Source organism: Priestia sp. YIM B13551 (assembly GCF_042787905.1).
Lineage (GTDB): Bacteria > Bacillota > Bacilli > Bacillales > Bacillaceae_H > Priestia.
The window spans coordinates 21,627-44,288 of record NZ_JBHZOX010000015.1 but is presented as its reverse complement, the minus strand read 5'-3'; the positions used below and the strand labels follow the sequence as shown (position 1 = coordinate 44,288).

The window sequence follows — 22,662 nt, the reverse complement described above, 5'->3', positions numbered from 1 at the left end:
ACTCTCCTATTTAATTGCACCTTGGGTTAATCCTTTTTGAAGACGTTTTTGACCTAGGAATAATAGTAATAATGTCGGTAAGATAACAACAACGACAGCGGCCATAACCACTCCCCAATCAGTTGAAATCTCTTGTGTTTGCATTTGTTTTAAACCAATCTGAACGGTACGAACATCCTCTGTATTTGTCACTAATAGTGGCCATAAATACATATTCCATGTTGTTAAAAAGCTATATACGCCAAGCGTAACTAAGCTTGTTTTAGACACAGGAAGCACCACGTTCCAAAAGAAACGGAAGCGACTGATCCCTGCGACTTGAGAAGCTTCATATAACTCATTCGGAATGGTTTTAAACTGTTGGCGCAATAAAAAGGTTCCAAATGCTAAGGCGAAAAAAGGAATTGTTAATCCTAAATAGTTATTAATCCACCCTAGCTTTTGCGCTGTTAAAAAGTTAGGAACCATCGTTGCTTCCCATGGAATCATCATCGTAGAAATAAAGAGAAAGAAAATAGCATCTCTTCCTTTAAATTTAATAAATACAAATGCAAAAGCTGCCAAACTTGAAACTAACAGCTGCCCAGCCATGACGAAGATAGATACAGCAAAACTGTTAATTAAATAATGAAGCAGCGGAACTTTTTCAAAAGCATCCCGATAATTTTCAAGTGAAAAAGATGACGGCCAAATCTTTCCTTCCAACACTTCCGCTCCACTCATAAAACTAATGGAAAAAGCGTATAGGATAGGAAACATCAATACTAAAGTAGCTGCAATGAGCAGCAAGTAAGTTGTCCATTTTCTCGTGATGCTCATTGATAATGTACCTTCCTTTCTCCAAGCTTAAATTGAAGAGCCGTAACCAGTAGAATACAGAAAAACAAGATTGTAGCTTGAGCGCTTGCAGAACCAACATTATAGTTCACAAATGCATCTTTGTAGATTGAATAAACAATGACATTCGTAGAATCTGTAGGTCCGCCTTTTGTTAAAATGTCAATTTGTCCGAACGTTTGAAACGCGTTAATAAAAGAAACGGTAATGATAAAAAACAGCGTTGGCGAAAGCATAGGAAGCGTAATTTTACGGAGCTGATACCAATAGCTAACTCCAGCAATACGCGCGTTTTCATACAGCTTTTCATCAATATTTTGCAAACCGCCAAGTAAGATTAAAAAAGTAAATCCAATGTTCATCCAAATCGTAGAGATAGACACAGCAATCAGCGCATACTTAGGATCTAATAACCACTGCACATCATGAATGCCTACAAGATTTAATACTTTATTGATAGCACCGATTGTTGGGTTATACATAAACATCCAAATTACAGAAGAAGCCGCTACGCTCATTCCCATCGTAGATGAAAACATTGTTCTGAAAAAACCAATTCCTTTTAGCTTTTCATTTGCGATTAGCGCTAGGAATAAGGCAATAATTAAACCTATAGGCACCGTGTAGAGTACAAATAAAAAAGTGGCTTTCATACTTTGTAAAAAGTTTGGATCTGTAAATAGATATGAGAAATTTTGTAATCCTACAAATTTCAAGGGATTTCCCTGTGTGTCTGTAATAAAAAGACTTAAATATAAGGTCTTAATCATTGGGTAGAAAAGAAATACACCAAATAACAATAATGATGGCAGCAAGTAAGATAATCCTACCAATAGGTTAGGCATTGACTTCTTTTCTTTTGGATTTGATGAAACAGAAACAGGCGAGTTTGCTGTTTTGGTAACAGCACTCATACAAATGCCCCCTTTACAGTTAAATCTTCCGTTGATGGTTCATAGTGCAAGCATGAACCTGTATCGTTATCAAATAAAAACAGATGTTTTGGATCGATAAAAATAGGGACGCGCTCTCCCACTTTTATATTCCATTGACCGTTCCACTTAGCCATCCACTGCTTGTCTCCCATATGAAATGTAAGCAGTGTTTCCGTGCCTAGAATTTCTACATTATCTACTTCCACAATAAAACTCGTATTATCGTTTGTCGCAAGCTGTATATGCTCAGGTCTCACTCCAACCACAACTTCTTTTTTACCGTTAAGGTTACTGTGTGGTGTACTCATAGAAATAGCTCTTCTATCTTCAAAAACTAGTAAGTTATTTTCTATAGAAACGTTTGATAAATTCATAGGGGGAGAACCTATAAAAGATGCTACAAACGTGTTCTTTGGTGCATTGTAAATATCAAGCGGACGTCCAATTTGTTGAATATTTCCTCCATTTAAAATCATCATTCGATCTGCCATCGTCATCGCCTCTGTTTGATCGTGCGTGACATAAATCATCGTAATACCTAACTTACGCTGAATCTGGCGAATTTCTGACCTCATCTTCGCGCGCAGCTTCGCATCTAAGTTTGATAACGGCTCATCCATCAAGCAAATAGGCGAATGAGTAACAATAGCACGCGCAAGCGCTACACGCTGACGCTGTCCTCCCGAAAGCTGTCTAGGCTTTCTCTTTAGATATTCACTTAAACCAAGCATCTCTGCTGCTTCCCTGCAGCGCTTTTGCTGTTCTTGCTTTGAAATCTTCTTTGTATGCAGGCCAAAAAGAATATTTTGTTCTACTGTCAAATGCGGATATAAAGCATAGTTTTGAAACACCATGGACAGATCGCGCTGACTTGGAAGCAGTTTATTTGCTTTTACATCTCCAATTAGCAGTTCTCCCTGCGTGACTTCTTCTAATCCCGCAATCATTCGCAGCATTGTACTTTTTCCACATCCTGAAGGACCTACTAATACGAAGAATTCTCCAGGTTCAATTGTGACGTTAATATCTTGAATGACATTTGTTTTTTGATCGTATGACTTTCCAATGTTAACTAGCTCTACTTTTTTCATTAAAAACGCTCCTTTCTCGCTCATTCATATTTTTTCCACAGCCATGATTTCCCTGTAGAAAATGCCGTAGCCCCAGCTTTTAAAGCAGCTTGGATATGGCTTTCATTTTGAATGAGTCCACCTGTAATAATAGGGATACTTGTTTTTTTAACGATTTTCTCTATCATCTCCGGAATTAATCCTGGCATTAGTTCTAATGCATCCGGTTTAATATCTTGAACGGTTTTTAACCCTTGTGCTACTGCGTCTGTATCCACTAAAAACAGCCGCTGAATAGCAACCAGACCCTCCTGCTTTGCGTAATTAATGAGTGAACTTTTAGTGGTTACGATACCTGTAGGCTTTACAAACTTAGCAAGAAATTTAAGCCCTTCCCGGTCATAGCTAATTCCCGGAATTTTTTCAATGTGTAAGAAAACCATTCGATTATGCTGTTTGAGTAAATCTACGTAGCGTTTAATTACACTAATGTTGCCCGTTAATAAAAAAGCGGCCTGGATCTCTGTTTCTAAAAATTGCTCTAAATTTTTCGGACTTTTAATGGATGCAATTAAACGGTCTTGCCCAAGCTGTTGTAAGAAATCGGCTTCCTTATTCAAAACGATGCATTCCTTTCATTTATAAAAAAACCACAAAAAACGCATAGGATGTTGATATAGACCTATTGTTTTTTGTGGTTTCTCAATTTCATAACCTTAGTCACTATTCACTTATCGTTCACATGTTTTATAATAATGGTTATTTATGAAGGAAATATAAAGAAGCTGTTGAGTTTTGTAAAAAAACCGTTTAGTTCCTGTAAATTGCCTAAAAATCAAAAAACCGTTGATTTCTCAACGGCTTTACAGTGCACATTCTTCAATTTCAAATCCTAAATCTTCAATTAAACCCCAGTCAGCTGTAGGTTCTTGACCTTGAGTCGTTAAATAATCACCTACAAAAATTGAGTTTGCAGCAAACAAACCAAGCGGCTGAAGTGATCTGAGGTTGACTTCTCTGCCTCCTGAAATTCGAATTTCTTTGGTTGGATTTACAAAACGCATCATCGCTAACAGCTTTAAGCATTGCATTGGCTTTAACGCCTTTTTGTCTTCTAGAGGCGTTCCTGGAACGGCAACAAGAAAGTTGCATGGAATAGAATCTGCATCTAACTTTTTAATTTGAAAAGCTAATTCAACGGCTTGTTCATTTGTCTCGCCCATTCCAAAAATCGCACCGGAACAAGGTGACAAACCTGCTTTTTTAGATGTAGTAACCGTATCAACTCGATCTTCATAGCCATGCGTAGAACAAATATTGTCATAGTTATCAGCGTGAGTATTTAAATTATGATTATAGCGATGAACACCCGCCTCGACTAGTTCGTGTGCTTGATCATCTGTTAAAAACCCTAGACAGGCACAGATTTTCAAGTCTGTCTTTTGACGGATTTCTTTTACCGCTCCCACTACGTGCGCTACTTCTTTATCAGTAGGGCGGCGGCCTGACGCCACGATACAATATGTACCTGCTTTTCTTTTTTGAGCTTCAAAAGCACCTTCTACAATTTTCTCTTTTGTTAACCACGCATACTTATCAATCGGCGCTTCTGATACAATCGACTGCGAACAATATCCACAGTCTTCTGGACATAAACCTGATTTAGTATTAATAATCATATTAAGCTTTACTTTTTTTCCATAATGATGATGACGAATTAAGTACGCGGCATTCATGACCTCTAACACTTCTTCATCCGGTACATGAAGAAGTTGAAGCGCTTCGTTATATGTAATTTCTTTCCCTTTAATAATAGACCGAGCAAGTGCTTTCCAATCTCTTAAACTTGTGGTTTCCATCGATTCCCCTCCACTTTAGTAAACTAAAAAAATATAAAGTTAACAATTATAACTAAAAGTTACCATTACTTCTCCTTTTATGTCAACACTGTATAAATAATAGTTAACTCAAAAAGCCACTTCTATGATATAGAAGTGGCTTTTTGCTTATTGCGCTTGCAGTGTGTAAATAACCGATACAAAGTCTCCAGATTTTTCATCGTATGCTTCAACACCCGAATACTCATGAGTTAGAGCAATACCTGCGTACATGAGCTCATCTCCATAAGCGGTTTGATCTGTTTCCATCACTGTATATTCATAATCAGGTTGAAGCCCTTTTAGCTCAATGCGTTCGTAAGAAGGATTTGGTCTAGCTAATACTTGATAATAACCGATGATTGCCTGTTTTTGATCGGATGAAACAACCATCCAGCTCGTCACATTTCCATCTTGTTCAAACGGACTTTTTAAACGATAGAATATGCCATTTTGAATAAGAGATCGGTGTTTTTTATAATACTGAATTTGTTGTTTTACGGTTTCTTTTTCATCTTCTGTCATCAGCGTAACATCTAACTCATAACCAAATGCGCCAAAATACGCAACGTCTCCTCTTGTTTCTAGACTTGTTACTCTGCGTACTTGATGATTTGGTACGGCTGATACGTGTGCTCCCATTGAACTGATTGGATAGGCAAAAGACGTGCCGTACTGAATTTTTAGACGTTCAATCGCATCCGTGTTATCGCTCGTCCAAGCTTGAGGAGCATAATAAAGCATTCCCGGATCAAATCTAGCGCCCCCGCTTGCACATGATTCAAATAAAATATCCGGAAACTTCCTTGTTAGTCGCTCATACAAATCATACACACCTAAAATATAGCGATGTACTACTTCAAACTGACGGTTCGCGGGCAACCCAACAGATCCAACCTCCGTTATATTTCGATTCATATCCCATTTTATATAAGAGATAGGCGCTTCACTTAAAATAGCTTCCATTCGTTCATAGATATAATTCACTACTTCTTCTCGTGAAAAATCAAGCACATATTGATTTCGTCCATGAGACTGATGACGATTTGGCACATGAATCAACCAATCTGGATGCTTTTCATACAAGTTGCTTTGCTTTGAAATCATTTCAGGTTCAAACCATAACCCAAAGTCCATACCTAAATCCGTTACTTTTTGAGCCAATGACTTCATACCGCCCGGAAGCTTATTTTCATCTACAAACCAATCTCCAAGAGAAGTTGTATCATCGTTACGTTTACCGAACCAGCCGTCATCCAATACAAAAAGTTCAACGCCTAGCTTTTGCGCTTCTTTGGCAATATGTACAATTTTCTCTTCTTTAAAATCAAAATACGTCGCTTCCCAGTTATTAATTAAAACTGGCCGCTCCAAATCCCGCCATTTTCCTCTAGCAAGACGCTTGCGATAAAGCTCGTGATACTCTTGGCTAAGGCCGTTTAGCCCGCTATTTGAATAAGCCAGTACTAGTTCTGGTGATTGAAAAGTTTGTCCACTTTCTAGTCGCCACTGAAAATCAAAAGGATGAATGCCCATCGTTATTCTTGATACATTGTAATGATCTACTTCCACTTGTCCAAGAAAGTTTCCGCTGTATACAAGACTAAAACCATACGCTTCTCCACTGTGTTCAGTTGCATCTGGGTTCTTTAAAATTAAAAATGGGTTTTGCTGACTGCTGCTTGTACCTCTCGCACTAGAAATACTTTGAATACCAGGCTGAAGCATTCGTGTTTTCACGTGTCTTTCTCGAATCCACGCACCGGAAAGCTGAACCATCTCATAATTTGATGTAGGCAAATCAATGCTGCCGCTCATGATACGCAAAATATCGACTGCTTCTTCCCCTCTATGCTCAAATCGTGCGTGACGCGTAATAATATTTCGGTCTTCGTAAACGGTATACGTTAAAATAAGTGATGCATTGAGCAATTTATCAATCAGTTCAACTTCTACACTTGTGGCTTCACTCTCTTCTTCTACATATGTAGCAGGTAAGCCGTTTAATGGCTTCTTGCCTTTGTAAATTTTATGGTTATCGTATTCAAAATTTGTGATTCGGCTTCCGTTTTGCTGAAGAAGTTGATAGGCTGGCTCTCTGAAGTCTGTTGTTCCATAAGAAGGATACTCTTGTTTGATTGTTTCAAGAGAAAATGCTAGTTCTCCTTCATATACCGAAGCGCTAGCTCCTCTTGTTTCTACACGTAAAAAATGCTGAAAAGATGAACGGTGCTTAAGCTTTTTTCCATAGTACAAGTGACCGAGCTGCCCGTTTCTCAACACTGAAAAGATATAACTTACATCGCGTCCCTGCAGGTGAAATTCCTTTGTACGTTCATTAAATAAGATTCCCACTTTATCCCTCTCCTTACCATCGAATATCTAACGAGACATTTCCTTTTTCATCTATTGCCGTTGCATGCTCAAAAGCAGATGCTAGATTAATCTCTTTTCTCTCATACCATTTCGCTAAATCTTTGAATAACTCTTCTGTTTCAACCATTCTTGTGTCTACTCGCAGTTCAGTTTCATAGCTATGAAGAGACCAAGTGCTTTCACTAAATAAAGTCATTTCTACATCTAGACACATTTCTTTCCAATTGGGGGCACACAGAATAGGATGACGTATGTCTGAACATGCAATGGTGTAGCGGTTAGAACCATTCTTATTCATAAAACAATGAACAAAAGAGGCACTCACATCGCCCTTACTAGTTTGTAAAGATTTATATAGTTGGATATCTAACAACGGAACGCTCCATTTTAATTTCATTTTTGGAAGAATTCTTTTTTTAACCGACTTGACCGTTAATTTAATAAAATAAACACCATCTTTTTTTGTTTCATCCAATACGACATGCACACCTGGTTCCTTGTTTATCTCCAAGTTTATATAGGGTGTAGCAATCACTTCCTTCATCTCCTTTACCATCATTCTTAACTTTGTATACCGACAAAAATGTAACCGCATTCAAAAATTTGTTTTCGTATTTATTACAAGTAGATCACCCTAAACGAAGCTTTTTTACTTTCTTTCATTTTATGTAAAATACTTTCTAGACTCAATGGTAAAAATCAAAGTGAAAAAAAGCATTTTTTTGCTTTATCTAGTAATCAATTAAACGCTCTTTATCTCTCAGCGCGCAATTTTCTCTTCTTTTTTAAAAAAAGATGACAAACCTAATAATATAGTATAATAATAAATAATGCAGAATGATTATACATAGAAAGGATGACAAATATGAATCATGAACCTTCTCTTCTTAAACAACTAAAATTATGGCATATCGTCGTGATAGGCTTAGGCTACATGGCACCTATGGCCGTTTTTGATACATTTGGCATTGTAACAGAATCAACAGATGGACATGTTTCAGGCGCTTATGCATTCACGTTGATTGCTATTTTATTTACAGCCATTAGTTACGGAAAAATGGTAAAAGCTTTTCCGGGAGCTGGTTCCTCTTATACATATGCACAGCAAGTACTGAATCCAAGCATTGGTTTTTTGGTAGGATGGACGGCTCTTCTTGATTATCTATTTCTGCCAATGATCAATGCACTTTTGACAAATATTTACCTAAGCTCTCTGTTTCCAGGTGTTCCAAAGGCCGTATGGATTATCAGCTTTGTTGTCATCATGACCATAATGAATATTTTTAGCGTTCATTTAACCGTTTCTTTTGGTACGCTATTAGTTGCTTTTCAAATTTTAGTCGCTATTATCTTTATTATTTTAAGTGCTACAACTCAAGGCCAAGAGCTATCATTTAAACCGTTTATAAGTGAATCGGCCTCTATATCTCTGTTATTAAACGGAGCAGCTATTTTATGCTTTTCTTTTTTAGGATTTGATGCTGTAACCACCATGGCCGAAGAAACACTTAAGCCTGAGAAAACCATTCCTAAAGGGATTCTCATTATTGCATGTACGGGAGGCGCCTTATTTATCACAGTTTCTTACTTTGCTCAGCTCCTTTTCCCTTCAGCCTCTTTGTTTCATGATTTAGAAGGTGCATCAGCGGAAATTGCTTATAAAATTGGCGGCCAGCTTTTTAAATCTATTTTTGTAGCAGCGGCCTTGACTTCAACTATTGCTTCTGGACTTGCCTCACATATGAGTGCATCAAGACTTCTCTATGCAATTGGGAAAGATGGTTATCTGCCTCGGAGAATTTTTGGCTATATTCACCCTAAAACAAAGACGCCTGTTTGGAACGTGGTGATTATTGGTGGCCTCTCCTTAATTTCACTAGGTCTGTCTCTTGAAAAAGCTACCTCTTTAATTAATTTTGGTGCTTTAATTGCGTTCAGTTCAGTGAACATAGCGGTTTTTATCCATTATTTTATTCATCAAAACAAACGATCTCTTAGTGGATATATTTCATATGTACTTATGCCTTTACTTGGCAGTTTATTTTTATTTTTTATGTGGCTTAACTTAGAAATAACATCCTTATTTATCGGTATTGTATGGAGTGTAATCGGAATTATTTATTTACTGATTGCCAGACGAAAAAATACTATTACCATTCCTACTTTTCATTTTGATTAAGGAACTAGACTTAGCACACCTCGACATATTTCCCCAGAAATAATGTCGAAAAAAAGTAATTCAGATATAAGCAAATCAATCCCATCTAAACACGAACAAAAAGGTAAACGATCTAGTATGAATCACTCGTTACACCGCTGTTGATTTCCGTGCAAGGCTTCGCTTTCCGCGGGCGGCCGTTGAGCCTCCTCGTCGCTTGCGCTCCTGCGGGGTCTCATCTGTTCCGCTTTTCCACAGGAGTCTTCGCCTTGCCCTCCAATCAACAGCTAGAAGCAACTAAACACATGAAAGCTACATTTACTATACCAATGAAAAAATCCGAACGTATTTGATTCTCAACCAAGAATCAAACTCGTTCGGATCTTTCTTCAACTAAAATACTTTTGTACCAGTCTCTTTTTATTGTTGCGATTGTGAGACTTTTTCCAAAATACGTCTTTTACGGTAAAGCATCATTCCAACTTCGCCTATATCATTAATCGCTTGTTTGTTAATATAAGCCCCGAATACCATTCCTGCTATAGGAATCATTTGAAACAGCTTTTTCCATCCCAAGTTGTCCCTGTAGGTTAGAAACACTTCTCTCCACCCTTGCAGCTGCTGCAAGCTCTGCGTTCGATTGCCGCTTGCTAATTCTTCTAAAATCGCACGCTTTCCTACAATATCAGAGGATGAAAACTGCATGCATTTGACCATGAAAATGCGTTCCTCTTGCTCAGTGGGATCGTAACCATAAGAAACAGCCACTTCTTGCAGTGTCTTAAGTGTAAGTCCCAATACAAAAGGAATATCAATCGCCAGTGTAAAAATCCCGCCTACCCCGGTTGTAGCTCCTTGCAGCTGTGCATTCTTTTTTCGGACTTCAATAAAATACTCCGCCAATCCATCCATTTCTTGCAGAGATAAATGCTGAATATCCTCTATTGAAAGCTGCTTCTTTTCTTGTAATTGAGCTGATGCTTTTTCTAGCGTGGCAGACGTATTAGCTAAATACTGGCCTCCATTATCAACATACTTAGCAATTTCATCTAATAATTTTTCTATTTTTTGATGAATGAACTTTGGCGTTACTTTATCTAAAGCTGAAAAAGGCAAGCGAGCCAGCCGCTCCCAGAAAAAAAGTCCTTTTTGGTCTTTCTCCCACTTTTCAATTTTTCGTAACTCTACTCTTAACTGCTCATGCTCTGACATATCCTCACTCTTTTCCTCGATTTATCAGCTCTGCCCTACTTGTTTATTCCGCACATATTTAATGATAAAAAACAATGCAATTAAAACAACAATTCCGATTCCAATAGGCTGCATATATTGAGACACAATCGGCCCCACCTCTTTCCACTTAGGTCCTAGCTTATATCCTAAATATACGTAAATAGCCGTTACTGGAAGCATCGCAACAAATGTATAAATAGAAAACAGCCATACATTCATTTTTGCCATCCCGCACGGAAAAGAGATAGCCGTGCGCACTCCTGGAATAAAGCGTCCAAAAAAAGCAACCCCGCTGCCGTACTTATTAAAAAAGCGATCGGCGGCGTCAATTTCTTTTTCTTTCACCAAAAAGTATTTTCCATATTTTAAAACCAGCGGTCGTCCACCGTAACGTCCCAGTGCATAAAGAGTCAACGGTCCACAAACACCGCCTACTGTACCTGCAAGGATAGCCAGATACAAGTTCATATCACCTTGATACACCCAATACCCTACTAAAGGTAAAACAAGCTCTGCCGGGACAAATTCAAACGTTAATGCTAAAATTACGCCAAAATAAGAGAGCTGTTTTAGCGCTTCAATTAAAGAAAGTAAAACCGACTCTAACAAAAATTCTCCTCCTCATGTCATTAAATCTAAGACTGCAAAACTATAATTTAGCCGATTGATAGATAAAAACCAACGCGGCATAGTTTTTTCCTTTCCCTCTTTACGTATTACGTACTACAAAAGTTTCAATAAAAAAAGCGCTAGTTTTATCCAGCGCTTTTATAGTTTAAAGTTAATTTGAATAATACCTACTTTACGAAGAGCATCGTATAAAATAACTAAAGCCGGTCCTAAAAATAATCCGACAAAGCCTAAAAGTTTAAATCCAATGTACAAACTAACTAGTGCAGCCAAAGGTGAAATACCCATATTTGTAGAAAATACTTTTGGTTCTACTACACGTCTTACTACCGTAATGACTCCAAATAGAATAAATAAGCCGATTGCTAATGAGTCATGCCCTTGCGTAAGAGCAAAAATCCCCCATGGAACGAGCACCGAGCCTGTCCCAAGGATTGGTAAGATATCGACAATTACAATTAATAAACTAAGCAGCGCGGTATACGGAACATCTAATAGCCAAAGCCCTACATAAGCCATTACAAACGTCATGACACTTAAGATAATTTGTGCCTTAATAAAACCAACCCCCGCTTGGATAAGCTGAGTGATGACAACTTGTAGCTTATATTTCGTTTCTTCTGTTAAAAATGACTTAATTTTATTTTTAATAGCAGGCAGCTCAAGGCTGATAAATACAAGCGCTACTAAATAAATAAGAAACTCTAATAGAAACCCAGGAACAGTAGCCGCAAAGCTAATGATGATTTCTACGGTACTTTTTAATAGAGAATCTAATGAATTTACGGTCTTTTCAAGCGTGCGCTCGATAGAAGAAATCACTTCTGTAGGAAGAGCGTTTGAATAGTATTTCCACTTAATAATAGTTGGATAAATCGCGGTTTCATAGATTTCTTTTACAAAGGAAGGCGCTATTTTTGAAAGAGCAACCACTTGCGTAACGATTGTCCGAACAATAAAAAATCCAATAAGTATGAGCGAAACAACATATAAAATGAAGGTCATAAGCACTGCATAGACTCTCTTCATTTTAAAAGATTGATGCAATTTTTGAACAATACCCTCAAGCGCTAATGCTGTTAATAAAGCAAACACAATCGGTAAACTGTAAGGGATTAACAAACATACGATTACTATCGAGGCGATGACCCATATTCGCTTTTTCCACATACTCTACTATCCCCCAACTAGCTAAGCTATCTCTATATTTATTGATAAAGAAAGGAACCAGTGACTGCTTTTATGTAAGAATAAAATTTGGATATATTTATACCTGATGTTACATATTATAGGGTCAATTTCCATAATAATAAAGGAATTATTATGAAAAAAGCTACTTATTCTAATTTTTTGAATAGAATAAGTAGCTTTTTAATTTATAAATTAGCCGGCTCTCATGACCTCTGTACCTTTTTTAGGGTCAAATTTGCCTTCAGATTTAGACATCACAATTGCTGCTAGTGTGTTTCCTACTAAGTTAACAACCGTACGTGCCATATCCATGATTCTGTCTACTCCAGCAATGAAGGCTAATCCTTCTGCCGGAACGCCGATTGTTCCAAGAGTAGCCAATAATACAACAAATGATGTTCCTGGCACGGCAGCCATTCCTTTAGATGTAACCATCAATACAAGAATGAGCGTCAGCTGTTGAACGATCGTTAAATCAATACCGTACACCTGCGCTAAGAATAACGCTGCAATCGCTTGATAAAGAACGGAACCATCTAGGTTAAATGTATAACCAATTGGTACAACGAACGATACGATAGCTTTTGGACAGCCCATCTTTTCAAGTTTTTCCATAATACGCGGAAGAACTGTCTCAGAACTAGATGTACTGTATGCTAACAACAGTTCATCTTTCATATAGCGGAATAAGTGGAAAATGTTAATTCCTGCCCATTTCGCGATTCCTCCTAATACAACAAGTAGGAAGAAAATTAACGCTAAGTAAACTAAGATAACAAGCTTTCCTAATGAAAGGAGTGACTCTAAGCCGAATTTTGAAACTGTTACACCAATTAAAGCAAATACACCAATTGGAGCCACTTTCATTACAAGGTTTACCACGTGAAACATTGCGTGAGAAACGCCGTCGAAGAATTGTACAACTGGCTTTCCTCTTTCCCCAATTGCCGCTACTCCAAGTGCAAATAACACTGTAAAGAAGATAATTGCTAGCATGTCTCCTTCAACAATTGACTGGAAAAAGTTTGTTGGAACAATGTGTAAGAAAGTTTCAGCCACTGACTTTCCTTCTTGCTGTTTGGATGTTTCAACGTATTGTGAAATATCACTCTTCTGTGCTGAATGAATGTCTACACCTTGCCCAGGATGAAAAATATTAGCAACCAATACACCGATTATAATTGCAAAAGTCGTAATAATTTCAAAATAGAGAATGGTTTTAACGCCGAGCTTTCCGACCTGTTTACCGCTCCCTGCTCCTGCAACTCCAACGACTAAGCTTGAGATAACAATTGGAATAACAATCATCTTAATTAATCTTAAAAATAGGTCTCCTAGCGGCTGTAGGTATGTTACTACACGCGGATCGTTAAACCAAATTACCCCTACAAGAACACCAAGGATTAAACCGGTAAAAATCTGCGTAGCCAAACCAAAACGAATTTTTTTCATAGATGTACCTCCCCAAAGATGTATGACATTTGTATATACTTTTCTGAAAAAACAAAAAAAGACTATTCTTAAGAAAGAACAGCCTTTTACTTACGCTATTTTGGGCTCTTTCTCTCAATAAAGCAAACGGGGTTAACTGTCGGATTCGGAATTGAGAGTTTCCTACCTTTTGTAAGGATTCACCCCAAGGCAGCTTTACTGCCGATAATGATTCCCCCGCTCTATACGATTAAGCTTATTATTCAGTTTTTATAAAATTAAAACGATCTATACGTTGTCATACGTTTTTTACAGTCAATAAAACTAAACAGAAGTCTTACTTTTACTTAACTTTATACTGCACAAATATTAATTTACTATTTTTCGACACGTTTTGTCAATACCCATGTTTGTAAAACGCTTTCAAAAGGCGATAATATATATTTATGCAAAAAAGCTATTGCAACATTGCAATAGCTTTTTCTTGCTCTTTGAGTCTCTATTAGAAGTTTAAGGGACTAAAGAACACGCGTGTTTATTTTATAAAAATACAAAATATAGAATAGCTGCTAAAACAATTCGATATAGTGCAAATGGTACTAATTTGATACGATTAATTAATTTCAGGAAAAAGCGAATAGATACCAGCGCAAAAATAAAGGCGCTGATAAAACCAGCAATAAAAAACGGTAGTGCATCTGATGTGAAATACTGCCAGTTTTTAACCAATGAAAGTCCACTTGCTCCTGCCATGATTGGCACTGCCATAATAAATGTAAAATCTGCGGCTGCCTTATGGCTCATTCCAAGAAGAACCCCTCCTGAAATCGTTGAGCCTGAACGAGAAAAACCTGGCCAAAGAGCAATACATTGAAACAGTCCTATACCCAGTGCTTGTCCATAAGACATTTGGTCCACCGTCTCTACACGCGGACGTTTAGGTCCAAACAAATCTGCTAGAATCATTAATACAGCTCCGACCACTAAGCCAATTAGCACCGTATTTAAAGAAAACAAATGTTCATCAATGTAATCATCAAACAAAAGTCCTAACACTCCTGCGGGTAACAGACCAACAATTACCTGCATTAAATTCAAGCGATTTGTCGGTCCAATTGGAGCAGCTGGTTTTTTTCCTAATCCTAATAAATTAATAAAACGATCTTTAAAAATAACAACTACTGCTAAGATCGACCCTAGCTGAATAACAATTTTAAATGTATTAGCTACTGGAGATGAAAATAATTCTTTTGAATTTAACCACAGGTCATCCACAATAATCATATGCCCAGTTGACGAAACAGGAGCAAACTCTGTTAAACCTTCTACAATCCCTAAAATGATTGCTACAATAATTTCCCACATAAAGCTATGTACCTTGCCTTTCTTTCAAATTAATAAGCTTATCGCTTCGTTTTACATGCTCAACTATTTTCCTATTTTGACACTTGCTTTTTTATCATAATTGTTAAAACTATGAAATACAATGTGTATTTGCAAAAAGATAAGAATCTTTAATAATTTGTAATAAAAACCTTACATGCTATAACCAAAAAACACGATATCAGCTTTTATTTATTTTAGAAATTAGTCACTATGTTCGGTATAAATTCCGGGCCCTTAGCTAAAAATGAATCATCTAGACTATTTTTCTTTGGTGTGAAAATACGACTAAATCATTATGTTTTTTCCATCCCCTTTACTGTCATCTATCATTTTAATCAACTAGTGCTTGCTTATACGACATATCCCCTAAGTAATTTGAAACTTTTTTCTCTCTTTTCTCGTATATAGTAGTATCTTTTTTAGGAGGCTTTTTACTATGAATGGAAATGTACGTACAATGAAATGGGTCACTGCTGGGTATGAAGCCTTGCTGGGAATTCCTTTAATTGGCGCGGGGATTGTTATGGGCTTTAGTTATACTCCTCTTTTTATTGGATTTATTCTTCATGCTATCACGCTCATTTTAGCTAATAGACGAGGGTTATCTGCTTATGGAAACATACTAGGGATTGTTACCTCACTGGTTGCTTGGATTCCATTTTTAGGGTTTATTATGCATATTATTACAGCTATTGTGATTGCAATCGATGCTGCTAGACAACGTTAATTGTCTAGCTTTTTTTATTTAAGGGTTGATTTTTTACCGAATGATGGTAAACTTAAGCCGTAAATTGAATAATTTGAATGTTATTTCTACTAGGGGTGTCTGATAGCTCAGACTGAGAGAAGAGTGCAATAAAACTCTTTAACCCTTTGAACCTGATTTGGGTTATACCAGCGGAGGGAAGTAGTCTTGAAAAGAATAGTATATGTTTATTCTTTTTTCGCCTATTCCATCGGGTTCTGTCTATCACAGAACCCGATTTTTTTATGGTTCGGTATAGCTACACTTTATGCGAAACCGGAGGAATATGTAATGTCAAAACAAAATGTATCAGTTTCTATGAAAAAGCCTTTTCCAAACAGTCACAAAGTATATGTCCAAGGATCCAGAGAAGACCTTAAAGTGCCTATGCGTGAAATTCATCAGTCTCCTACTACAGGATCTTTTGGTGAAGAAGAAAATAGTCCCGTACGTGTATACGACACGAGCGGTGTTTATACAGATCCCTGTTATGAAATTAATTTACAAAAAGGATTACCGGCTCTGCGCGAAAAGTGGATTGCAGAACGAAATGATGTAGAAACATATCAAGGCCGTACGGTTCAGCCACAGGATAACGGGTATTATGATGGTGATCCAAGAGATCAGTACGAGCGCTTTATCACTAATCGTTTACCGTTGCGCGCGAAAAAAAATCAAAATGTAACGCAAATGCACTATGCGAAAAAAGGAATCATCACACCCGAAATGGAATTTATCGCTATTCGTGAACAGATGGATCCTGAAGTCGTGCGTGAAGAAGTAGCAAGAGGGCGTGCCATTATCCCTAATAATATCAATCACCCTGAGAGCGAACCGATGATTATCGGCCGCAAATTCCACGTGAAAATTAATGCTAATATCGGAAATTCAGCTATTCGTTCAGCTATTGAAGATGAAGTAGAAAAAATGACATGGGCAACGCGTTGGGGAGCCGATACAATTATGGATTTATCAACAGGAAAGGATATCCACACAACGCGCGAATGGATTATCCGCAACTCGCCTGTTCCTGTAGGGACCGTTCCTATTTACCAAGCGCTTGAAAAAGTAAAAGGCGTAGCAGAAGATCTAACGTGGGAAGCATATCGCGATACATTAATTGAACAAGCAGAACAAGGTGTTGATTACTTTACTATTCACGCAGGTGTTCTTTTACGCTATATTCCTCTGACAGCCAAACGTACGACAGGTATTGTTTCACGCGGAGGATCCATCTTGGCGCAGTGGTGTTTAGCTCATCATGAAGAGAACTTTTTATATACTCGCTTTGAAGAAATCTGTGAAATCTGTAAAGCATACGATATTTCTATTTCGCTTGGCGATGGGCTACGTCCTGGTTCCATTGCAGATGCTAATGATGAGGCACAGTTCGGTGAATTAGAAACGCTTGGTGAATTAACTAAAATTGCTTGGAAACACGATGTTCAAGTTATGATTGAAGGTCCTGGACATGTTCCTATGCACCTCATCAAAGAAAACGTAGATAAACAAATGGAAATATGCCAGGAAGCTCCCTTCTATACTCTTGGACCGCTTACAACCGACATCGCTCCAGGCTATGACCATATTACATCAGGTATTGGGGCTGCAATGATTGGCTGGTTTGGGACAGCTATGCTTTGCTACGTAACGCCAAAAGAACATTTAGGACTTCCGAATAAAGAAGACGTTCGAGAAGGCGTTATCACCTATAAAATTGCTGCGCATGCCGCTGACCTAGCAAAAGGCCATCCAGGAGCACAAAAACGCGATAACGCGCTGTCTAAAGCAAGATTTGAGTTTAGATGGAATGATCAATTTAACCTGTCACTAGATCCAGAGCGCGCAAAAGAATATCACGATGAAACACTTCCCGCTGAAGGTGCTAAAACAGCCCATTTCTGTTCAATGTGTGGACCTAAATTCTGTTCGATGCGTATTTCTCAAGATATTCGTAACATGGCTCAAGAAAATGAAAAAGATGTACACGAAGTAAGAAAAGAAGGAATGAAAGAAAAAGCTAAAGAGTTTGTTAACAGTGGTTCAAATATCTATCAATAATGAAGTAGAACAGCTTAAAGAACAAATTAAGCAGCTTGAAAGAAAGTTATTATTTGTTCAGCAAAATTGTCAGCACATTATCGTTGAATCCTCACATTCTTCCGTAAGACGCTGCATTAAGTGTTTCTATCAACAACAAGCAGAGGCTGAGCCAAAAGTATTTTAGTTGAAGAAAAATCCGAACGAGTTGAATTCTTGATTAAGAATCCAGCTCGCTCGGATTTTTTCATTGGTAGGGTGAACGTAGATTTCATGCATGTAGTTATTTCTAGCGGTTGATTGGAAGGCAAGGCGAAGACTCCTGAGGGAAAAGCAGAATAAGTGAGGCCTCGCAGGAGCGTAAGCGACGAGGAGACTTCACCGCCCGCGGAAAGCGAAGTCTTGTATGGAAATCAACCGCGATGTAACAAGCTATCCATACTAGCTCCTTAATCCCATTTGTTCGTCTTTAGATTGGATTAATTTCGTTACGTCTCTCAATTTCATCTTTTTTTGAAACGTGCTTTCAGCATGTTCTTAATCCAATATAGTATTTTAATAATAACCCAGCCTATAAATGTACCTAGCGTATTCAAAAAGATATCATCAATATCAAATACTCGTTCCGTTAGCTTGTACTGTAAAATTTCAATCAGAAAACTGATTAAGAAACCTGTCGTAAACACTTGAATAAAACCGTCAAACCACTTCATAAACAAAGGGATAAACATTCCAAGCGGCGCAAACATCACGATATTCCCCAGTATATTTGTCAGAGTGAGCATTATATTCCCGCTGTCCCACATCAGACGGATCGTGCTAAATAAATCCAAGTTCATTGCTTTTCCGTAAACATGTTCGTTTTCCCGTATGAGAGTAGCATAAATGACCACTGCCGTATACGCAATAAATAGAATGAACATGACTTTTTTAACGATTGACCTGATGCTTACATTCACTTCAACATCACCTTCTTTGACTCCCAAAACCATTTATTATTATCTATATGTACCCGTCCACTGCTTTCATTCGTAGTGAATGCATTTACATGCTTTTTTATCCTATCACATCAATAAATAAATACAATTCCCTTTATACAATTTTATTAAACTTGATTCTTTATAAATAAAAATCCTCATCATTTTATTCTACTCATTTCATTAATTTCTACATCTATAAATAATAAGAAGCAGCGAGATAACACTTCGCTGCTTCTTATTTAATCTGGATAATAAGGATTCAAATGGATTAATACTTCCTGAATATTATCATGCTTTTTCATAAGTGTTGCTTTGATTTCTCGTCCCAGATCATGACCTTCCTTAATTGTTTTAAAGTGATCAATCGAAATACGTATATCAACTAATATGTAATGGCCATGCTCTCTTGCTCGAACCCGATCAATCCGCTTCACATCTTCAAATTCATAAATACTTTCTTCAAGTTCTTTCAGTAGCTCTTCGTCAATATTGCCTTCCATTAAGATTTGAAAAGACTCTCCCATCATTTGTCTGGCAATGTTAAAAATTAAATAAGCAACAAAGATACTTGCTATTTTATCTCCGTATAACAGCAGTTGAACATCCATTTTATCACCAATAATCGATAATAAAACACCAATTGCCGCTGCAATAGAAGCAACAATATCTGCTTTATGATCAAATGCAATTGCCTCAATTGCCTTACTGTGGTGCTGCTTGGCTACGTTCAAAGAATAACGGTACAACAATACCTTTGCTATGTATGAAATAACAGCAATCCACATGGCTAAAATATTTGGAGATTCAACCGGATGGAATAAACCAACGACTCCTTCAAATACCACATAAAATGATACAAGCAATAAAATAATTCCTACGATTCCTGAGACAATCACTTCTGCTTTTCCATGTCCATATGGATGGTCATCATCTGCTGGTTTATTTGCTACTCGTATAACCAACAAGACAATAATAGAGGCAAATACGTCCGCTGCAGAGTGAATACCATCAGCAAATACAGCATCACTATTTCCAATCCACCCTACTATTACTTTTCCTAGCGTAAGGGCAATATTGCTCCATACGCTAATCCATGCTACTTTTTTGGCAATGGACTCCCTTATACTGTTGTTCATTTGCACACCTCGACTTACTTCTTGAAAAATCAGCTTTTTTATCTTATCACTGCTCATTCAAGTGGGTCTAGAGCAATCTATTTTCGCTTAGCTATATATGTTTCAGTACCGCAAAATTAATGATAATCTACAACATACTCCTTATTATTTCTCCGCCAACTTCTTACGGTCTGTTGCCATTGGAGGTTCTTCCATCCAACCTTGCTCAATCATAATCCGAATTCCATCTTTTCCATACTTCCCTATACGCCCGATTAGCTGAGAAAATTCTACTGCGACATCCGAACGGAACGACATAGATAAGCCAGCGCCGCAGTTATCAATAGCAATTGTCACCGCTGTGGAAGTATGATACATCATCAGTTTATCTGAAAACGGTGAAATCGTTGAGTTGGTTACATATGCATCAAGCAGACGCGGACTTGGTAGGTCAGCTTCAGACAATAACTCAGTGAATTGCTTGATTTGCTTACTCGCAAGTTTAACTCCATCAAAAAAATAAGAGCGTAATTTTTGTGTGGTAGCTACTTGACTAAATGCCAGCATCAGCGTTTTACCTAATACATTTGTATTAACAATTTCTTGAATAGCCGTGACCTCCAAAGAAGTTAGAGGATGCATTTGAGAGAAAAATGGTGATATAAACGTTTTCTGGTCCACAAAATTCACTTTTACCGGATAAGGAATAACCGGAGGTCTCATCAGCATGCTTTTTCTTAAAATAACGTGGTTAGAATCCTCTAAAAGACTGTCGCTTTCTTTTACACATCGAGACAGGTGATCATAAATATCTTGCCTTCTCACTGCGCTTAGGGCTCTGGCATATTTCTTCATACCTCCAATTGCCATTTCATTTACATAAATAGCCATAAAAATATCATCAAATAAAGCAGGAACTCCTTTGTTCACATCTTGTTCTCCAAAACCTACTGGTATTGGAATTTTTTCCAAACTGAATAATTCCGTCAATTCGTCTACATGAGTTTTTGAAATCTGATGGGCTTTTTTTAAGAGCTCCTTAATCTCGGCATCTTTTACAACAGTTAGAAAATACCCAAGAACACATACATACAGCGTATCACCTAAATATTGCGCCCATAAGTAACCTAACTCAGCTGCGTTCAACCGCTGATTTTGTTGATGTTTTTGCATTTCGCTCTTTATATTTTCGTTCATTCACTTATTCTCCTTTTGGATAAAGTCGTACTTTTACTATCTCCAAAGAAGCGCTGAATAAACCGCATAAAAAAGACCTAGATAACAAGTCTAGGCCTTTTAGGTTAAGCATATTTCTGGTCTTCTGTTTCTTTTCTAAAAAAGCTTTTCATCGCGTGAAAAACGTCTGATTTTTGTTTTAAAATAAAGTGTCTAAAACTTTCGTCTTGAATATTTTTATAAGCAGACATTAAAGTGGAATGTCGATTGTACTGATTCACTTCCCCATATCCAAACATATTTGACACTTTCATTAATTCATTTACTAACTTTACACACCTTGCGTTATCTGAAGTTAAGTTATCGCCATCTGAAAAATGAAACGGGTAAATATTATAGCGGCTCGGATCATACTTTTGGTTAATTAATTCAAGCGCTTTTCGGTAAGCAGATGAACAGATGGTTCCTCCGCTTTCTCCTTTGGAGAAAAAGTCTTCTTCTGATACTACTTTTGCCTCTGTATGATGCGCAATAAATTCAATTTCCACTGTTTCATATTTCGTACGTAAAAAGCGTGTCATCCAAAAGAAAAAGCTTCTTGCCATATACTTTTCCCATATGCCCATCGAACCGCTCGTATCCATCATAGCTAAGACGACTGCTTTCGATTCTGGCTTTATAACTTCATTCCACGTTTTGAATTTTAAATCCTCCGGATAAATAGGATGAAAAGCAGCCTTTCCTGTCATTGCATTTCGCTTATAAGCGCTCATCATCGTTCGTTTTTTATCAATATTCCCCATCAAACCTGTACGTCGTATATCATTAAATTCAATGTGTTCCACAACAATTTGATCAGATTCTTTTCGCTGAAGATTAGGCAGTTCTAATTGAGCAAATAAAGCCTCTTGAAGCTCCATAAGAGACACTTCTGCTTCAAAGTAGTCTTCTCCAGCCTGGTCACCTGCCCCTTGACCTTTCCCTGCTCCTTTTTGACCATCTCCAGCAGATCCATCACGTGCTACTACATCCCCAACTTTACTGTCTCCATCACCTTGACCCACATGTTTGTTTTTATCATAATTGTACCGAATTCGATATTCATCCAATGATTTGATCGGAATTTTAACAACTTCTCTTCCATTGGACATCACGATATTTTCTTCTGTAATTAAATCCGGTAAATTATTTTTAATTGCTTCTTTAATTTTTTCTTGATGTCTTTTTTGATCATCGTGGCCTTTACGATGGAGGGACCAGTCTTCTTTTGAGACAGCAAAACTTTTATCTACTTCTTTTCCCACGCTATTCCCCTCCTTATTTAAAAAACACCTGCACGTTTTTACTCGGCATGCATAAGCTATACCGAAAGTTTCTGACAAATACCTTTAGTTCAAAGGTTGGTTACTCTTATCCTATGCGCAAGAATGGTATACTTGCTAACTAATTCTTTCACTATTAACTATTCATTTTATAGTGTCT

The 22,662-nt window shown here is 37.4% G+C and carries 21 protein-coding genes and 2 riboswitches; of the genes, 4 read left to right on the top strand and 17 right to left on the bottom strand.

Annotated elements, in window-relative coordinates; all coding sequences use genetic code 11:
* Positions 1 to 6 precede the first annotated feature (6 nt).
* The 7 genes from ACFX4N_RS29090 to ACFX4N_RS29060 all read right to left on the bottom strand — a co-directional run bounded on the left by ACFX4N_RS29090 (position 7) and on the right by ACFX4N_RS29060 (position 7,639).
* Positions 7 to 819, bottom strand: coding sequence for a carbohydrate ABC transporter permease (locus ACFX4N_RS29090; RefSeq protein WP_013055198.1), 813 nt, complete (start codon positions 817 to 819; stop codon positions 7 to 9).
* A complete protein-coding gene (locus tag ACFX4N_RS29085; RefSeq protein WP_192101330.1) occupies positions 816 to 1,751 on the bottom strand; it encodes a carbohydrate ABC transporter permease in 936 nt (311 codons plus the stop codon). The genes ACFX4N_RS29090 and ACFX4N_RS29085 overlap by 4 nt, the downstream gene beginning before the upstream one ends.
* Positions 1,748 to 2,863, bottom strand: a complete 1,116-nt coding sequence (locus ACFX4N_RS29080) for an ABC transporter ATP-binding protein (protein ID WP_098449595.1) — start codon at positions 2,861 to 2,863, stop codon at positions 1,748 to 1,750. The genes ACFX4N_RS29085 and ACFX4N_RS29080 overlap by 4 nt, the downstream gene beginning before the upstream one ends.
* Before the next feature lie 20 nt (positions 2,864 to 2,883).
* Entirely contained in the window at positions 2,884 to 3,462 is a 579-nt protein-coding gene (locus ACFX4N_RS29075) for a glycerol-3-phosphate responsive antiterminator (RefSeq protein WP_192101331.1), read from the bottom strand.
* 243 nt (positions 3,463 to 3,705) lie between these two features.
* Positions 3,706 to 4,701, bottom strand: coding sequence for a biotin synthase BioB (bioB, locus tag ACFX4N_RS29070; RefSeq protein WP_192101332.1), 996 nt, complete (start codon positions 4,699 to 4,701; stop codon positions 3,706 to 3,708).
* 147 nt (positions 4,702 to 4,848) lie between these two features.
* Positions 4,849 to 7,074: an alpha-galactosidase gene (locus tag ACFX4N_RS29065; RefSeq protein ID WP_192101333.1), complete on the bottom strand. Its 2,226-nt coding sequence runs from the start codon at positions 7,072 to 7,074 to the stop codon at positions 4,849 to 4,851.
* Positions 7,075 to 7,087: 13 nt separating this feature from the next.
* Entirely contained in the window at positions 7,088 to 7,639 is a 552-nt protein-coding gene (locus ACFX4N_RS29060; protein ID WP_244659799.1) for a hypothetical protein, read from the bottom strand.
* Positions 7,640 to 7,960: 321 nt separating this feature from the next.
* Here ACFX4N_RS29060 and ACFX4N_RS29055 point away from each other — a divergent pair, with 321 nt between their 5' ends.
* Entirely contained in the window at positions 7,961 to 9,274 is a 1,314-nt protein-coding gene (locus ACFX4N_RS29055; protein WP_192101334.1) for an APC family permease, read from the top strand.
* A 129-nt stretch (positions 9,275 to 9,403) separates the two neighbouring features.
* On the opposite strand, the gene ACFX4N_RS29050 is transcribed toward ACFX4N_RS29055, so the two are convergent.
* The 6 genes from ACFX4N_RS29050 to ACFX4N_RS29025 form a co-directional block, all read right to left on the bottom strand.
* Positions 9,404 to 9,550: a hypothetical protein gene (locus ACFX4N_RS29050; protein ID WP_179865146.1), complete on the bottom strand. Its 147-nt coding sequence runs from the start codon at positions 9,548 to 9,550 to the stop codon at positions 9,404 to 9,406.
* A 123-nt stretch (positions 9,551 to 9,673) separates the two neighbouring features.
* Positions 9,674 to 10,465 carry an EcsC family protein gene (locus ACFX4N_RS29045; protein ID WP_057274171.1) on the bottom strand — a complete coding sequence of 264 codons (792 nt, stop codon included), beginning with the start codon at positions 10,463 to 10,465 and terminating at the stop codon, positions 9,674 to 9,676.
* 24 nt (positions 10,466 to 10,489) lie between these two features.
* The gene (locus ACFX4N_RS29040) at positions 10,490 to 11,095 is read right to left on the bottom strand and encodes a DedA family protein (protein ID WP_013055189.1); all 606 of its coding nucleotides are present in this window, start codon (positions 11,093 to 11,095) and stop codon (positions 10,490 to 10,492) included.
* A gap of 159 nt (positions 11,096 to 11,254) precedes the next feature.
* Positions 11,255 to 12,286: a sporulation integral membrane protein YtvI gene (gene ytvI, locus ACFX4N_RS29035; protein ID WP_013055188.1), complete on the bottom strand. Its 1,032-nt coding sequence runs from the start codon at positions 12,284 to 12,286 to the stop codon at positions 11,255 to 11,257.
* Positions 12,287 to 12,499: 213 nt separating this feature from the next.
* Positions 12,500 to 13,759: a glutamate/proton symporter GltT gene (locus ACFX4N_RS29030; RefSeq protein WP_025753247.1), complete on the bottom strand. Its 1,260-nt coding sequence runs from the start codon at positions 13,757 to 13,759 to the stop codon at positions 12,500 to 12,502.
* 106 nt (positions 13,760 to 13,865) lie between these two features.
* A riboswitch (cyclic di-AMP (ydaO/yuaA leader) is annotated at positions 13,866 to 14,005 on the bottom strand.
* 273 nt (positions 14,006 to 14,278) lie between these two features.
* A complete protein-coding gene (locus ACFX4N_RS29025; RefSeq protein ID WP_013055186.1) occupies positions 14,279 to 15,103 on the bottom strand; it encodes an undecaprenyl-diphosphate phosphatase in 825 nt (274 codons plus the stop codon).
* Between the two features lie 457 nt (positions 15,104 to 15,560).
* On the opposite strand from ACFX4N_RS29025, the gene ACFX4N_RS29020 reads away from it, so the two are divergent.
* From ACFX4N_RS29020 to ACFX4N_RS29010, 3 genes are all read left to right on the top strand, one after another.
* Positions 15,561 to 15,851: a hypothetical protein gene (locus tag ACFX4N_RS29020; protein WP_013055185.1), complete on the top strand. Its 291-nt coding sequence runs from the start codon at positions 15,561 to 15,563 to the stop codon at positions 15,849 to 15,851.
* Positions 15,852 to 15,932: 81 nt separating this feature from the next.
* Positions 15,933 to 16,047, top strand: a riboswitch (TPP riboswitch).
* Positions 16,048 to 16,160: 113 nt separating this feature from the next.
* A complete protein-coding gene (gene thiC / locus ACFX4N_RS29015) occupies positions 16,161 to 17,930 on the top strand; it encodes a phosphomethylpyrimidine synthase ThiC (protein WP_013055184.1) in 1,770 nt (589 codons plus the stop codon).
* Positions 17,908 to 18,096: a hypothetical protein gene (locus ACFX4N_RS29010; RefSeq protein WP_029325275.1), complete on the top strand. Its 189-nt coding sequence runs from the start codon at positions 17,908 to 17,910 to the stop codon at positions 18,094 to 18,096. The genes thiC and ACFX4N_RS29010 overlap by 23 nt, the downstream gene beginning before the upstream one ends.
* Positions 18,097 to 18,412: 316 nt before the next feature.
* On the opposite strand, the gene ACFX4N_RS29005 is transcribed toward ACFX4N_RS29010, so the two are convergent.
* The 4 genes from ACFX4N_RS29005 to yhbH form a co-directional block, all read right to left on the bottom strand.
* The gene (locus tag ACFX4N_RS29005) at positions 18,413 to 18,868 is read right to left on the bottom strand and encodes a VanZ family protein (RefSeq protein WP_223269067.1); all 456 of its coding nucleotides are present in this window, start codon (positions 18,866 to 18,868) and stop codon (positions 18,413 to 18,415) included.
* Positions 18,869 to 19,128: 260 nt separating this feature from the next.
* Positions 19,129 to 20,082, bottom strand: coding sequence for a cation diffusion facilitator family transporter (locus ACFX4N_RS29000; RefSeq protein ID WP_013055182.1), 954 nt, complete (start codon positions 20,080 to 20,082; stop codon positions 19,129 to 19,131).
* Positions 20,083 to 20,169: 87 nt separating this feature from the next.
* On the bottom strand, positions 20,170 to 21,201 hold the full coding sequence (locus ACFX4N_RS28995; protein WP_057274170.1) for a DUF3231 family protein: 1,032 nt from the start codon (positions 21,199 to 21,201) through the stop codon (positions 20,170 to 20,172).
* A 104-nt stretch (positions 21,202 to 21,305) separates the two neighbouring features.
* Positions 21,306 to 22,484 carry a sporulation protein YhbH gene (gene yhbH / locus ACFX4N_RS28990; protein ID WP_013055180.1) on the bottom strand — a complete coding sequence of 393 codons (1,179 nt, stop codon included), beginning with the start codon at positions 22,482 to 22,484 and terminating at the stop codon, positions 21,306 to 21,308.
* Positions 22,485 to 22,662 lie beyond the last annotated feature (178 nt).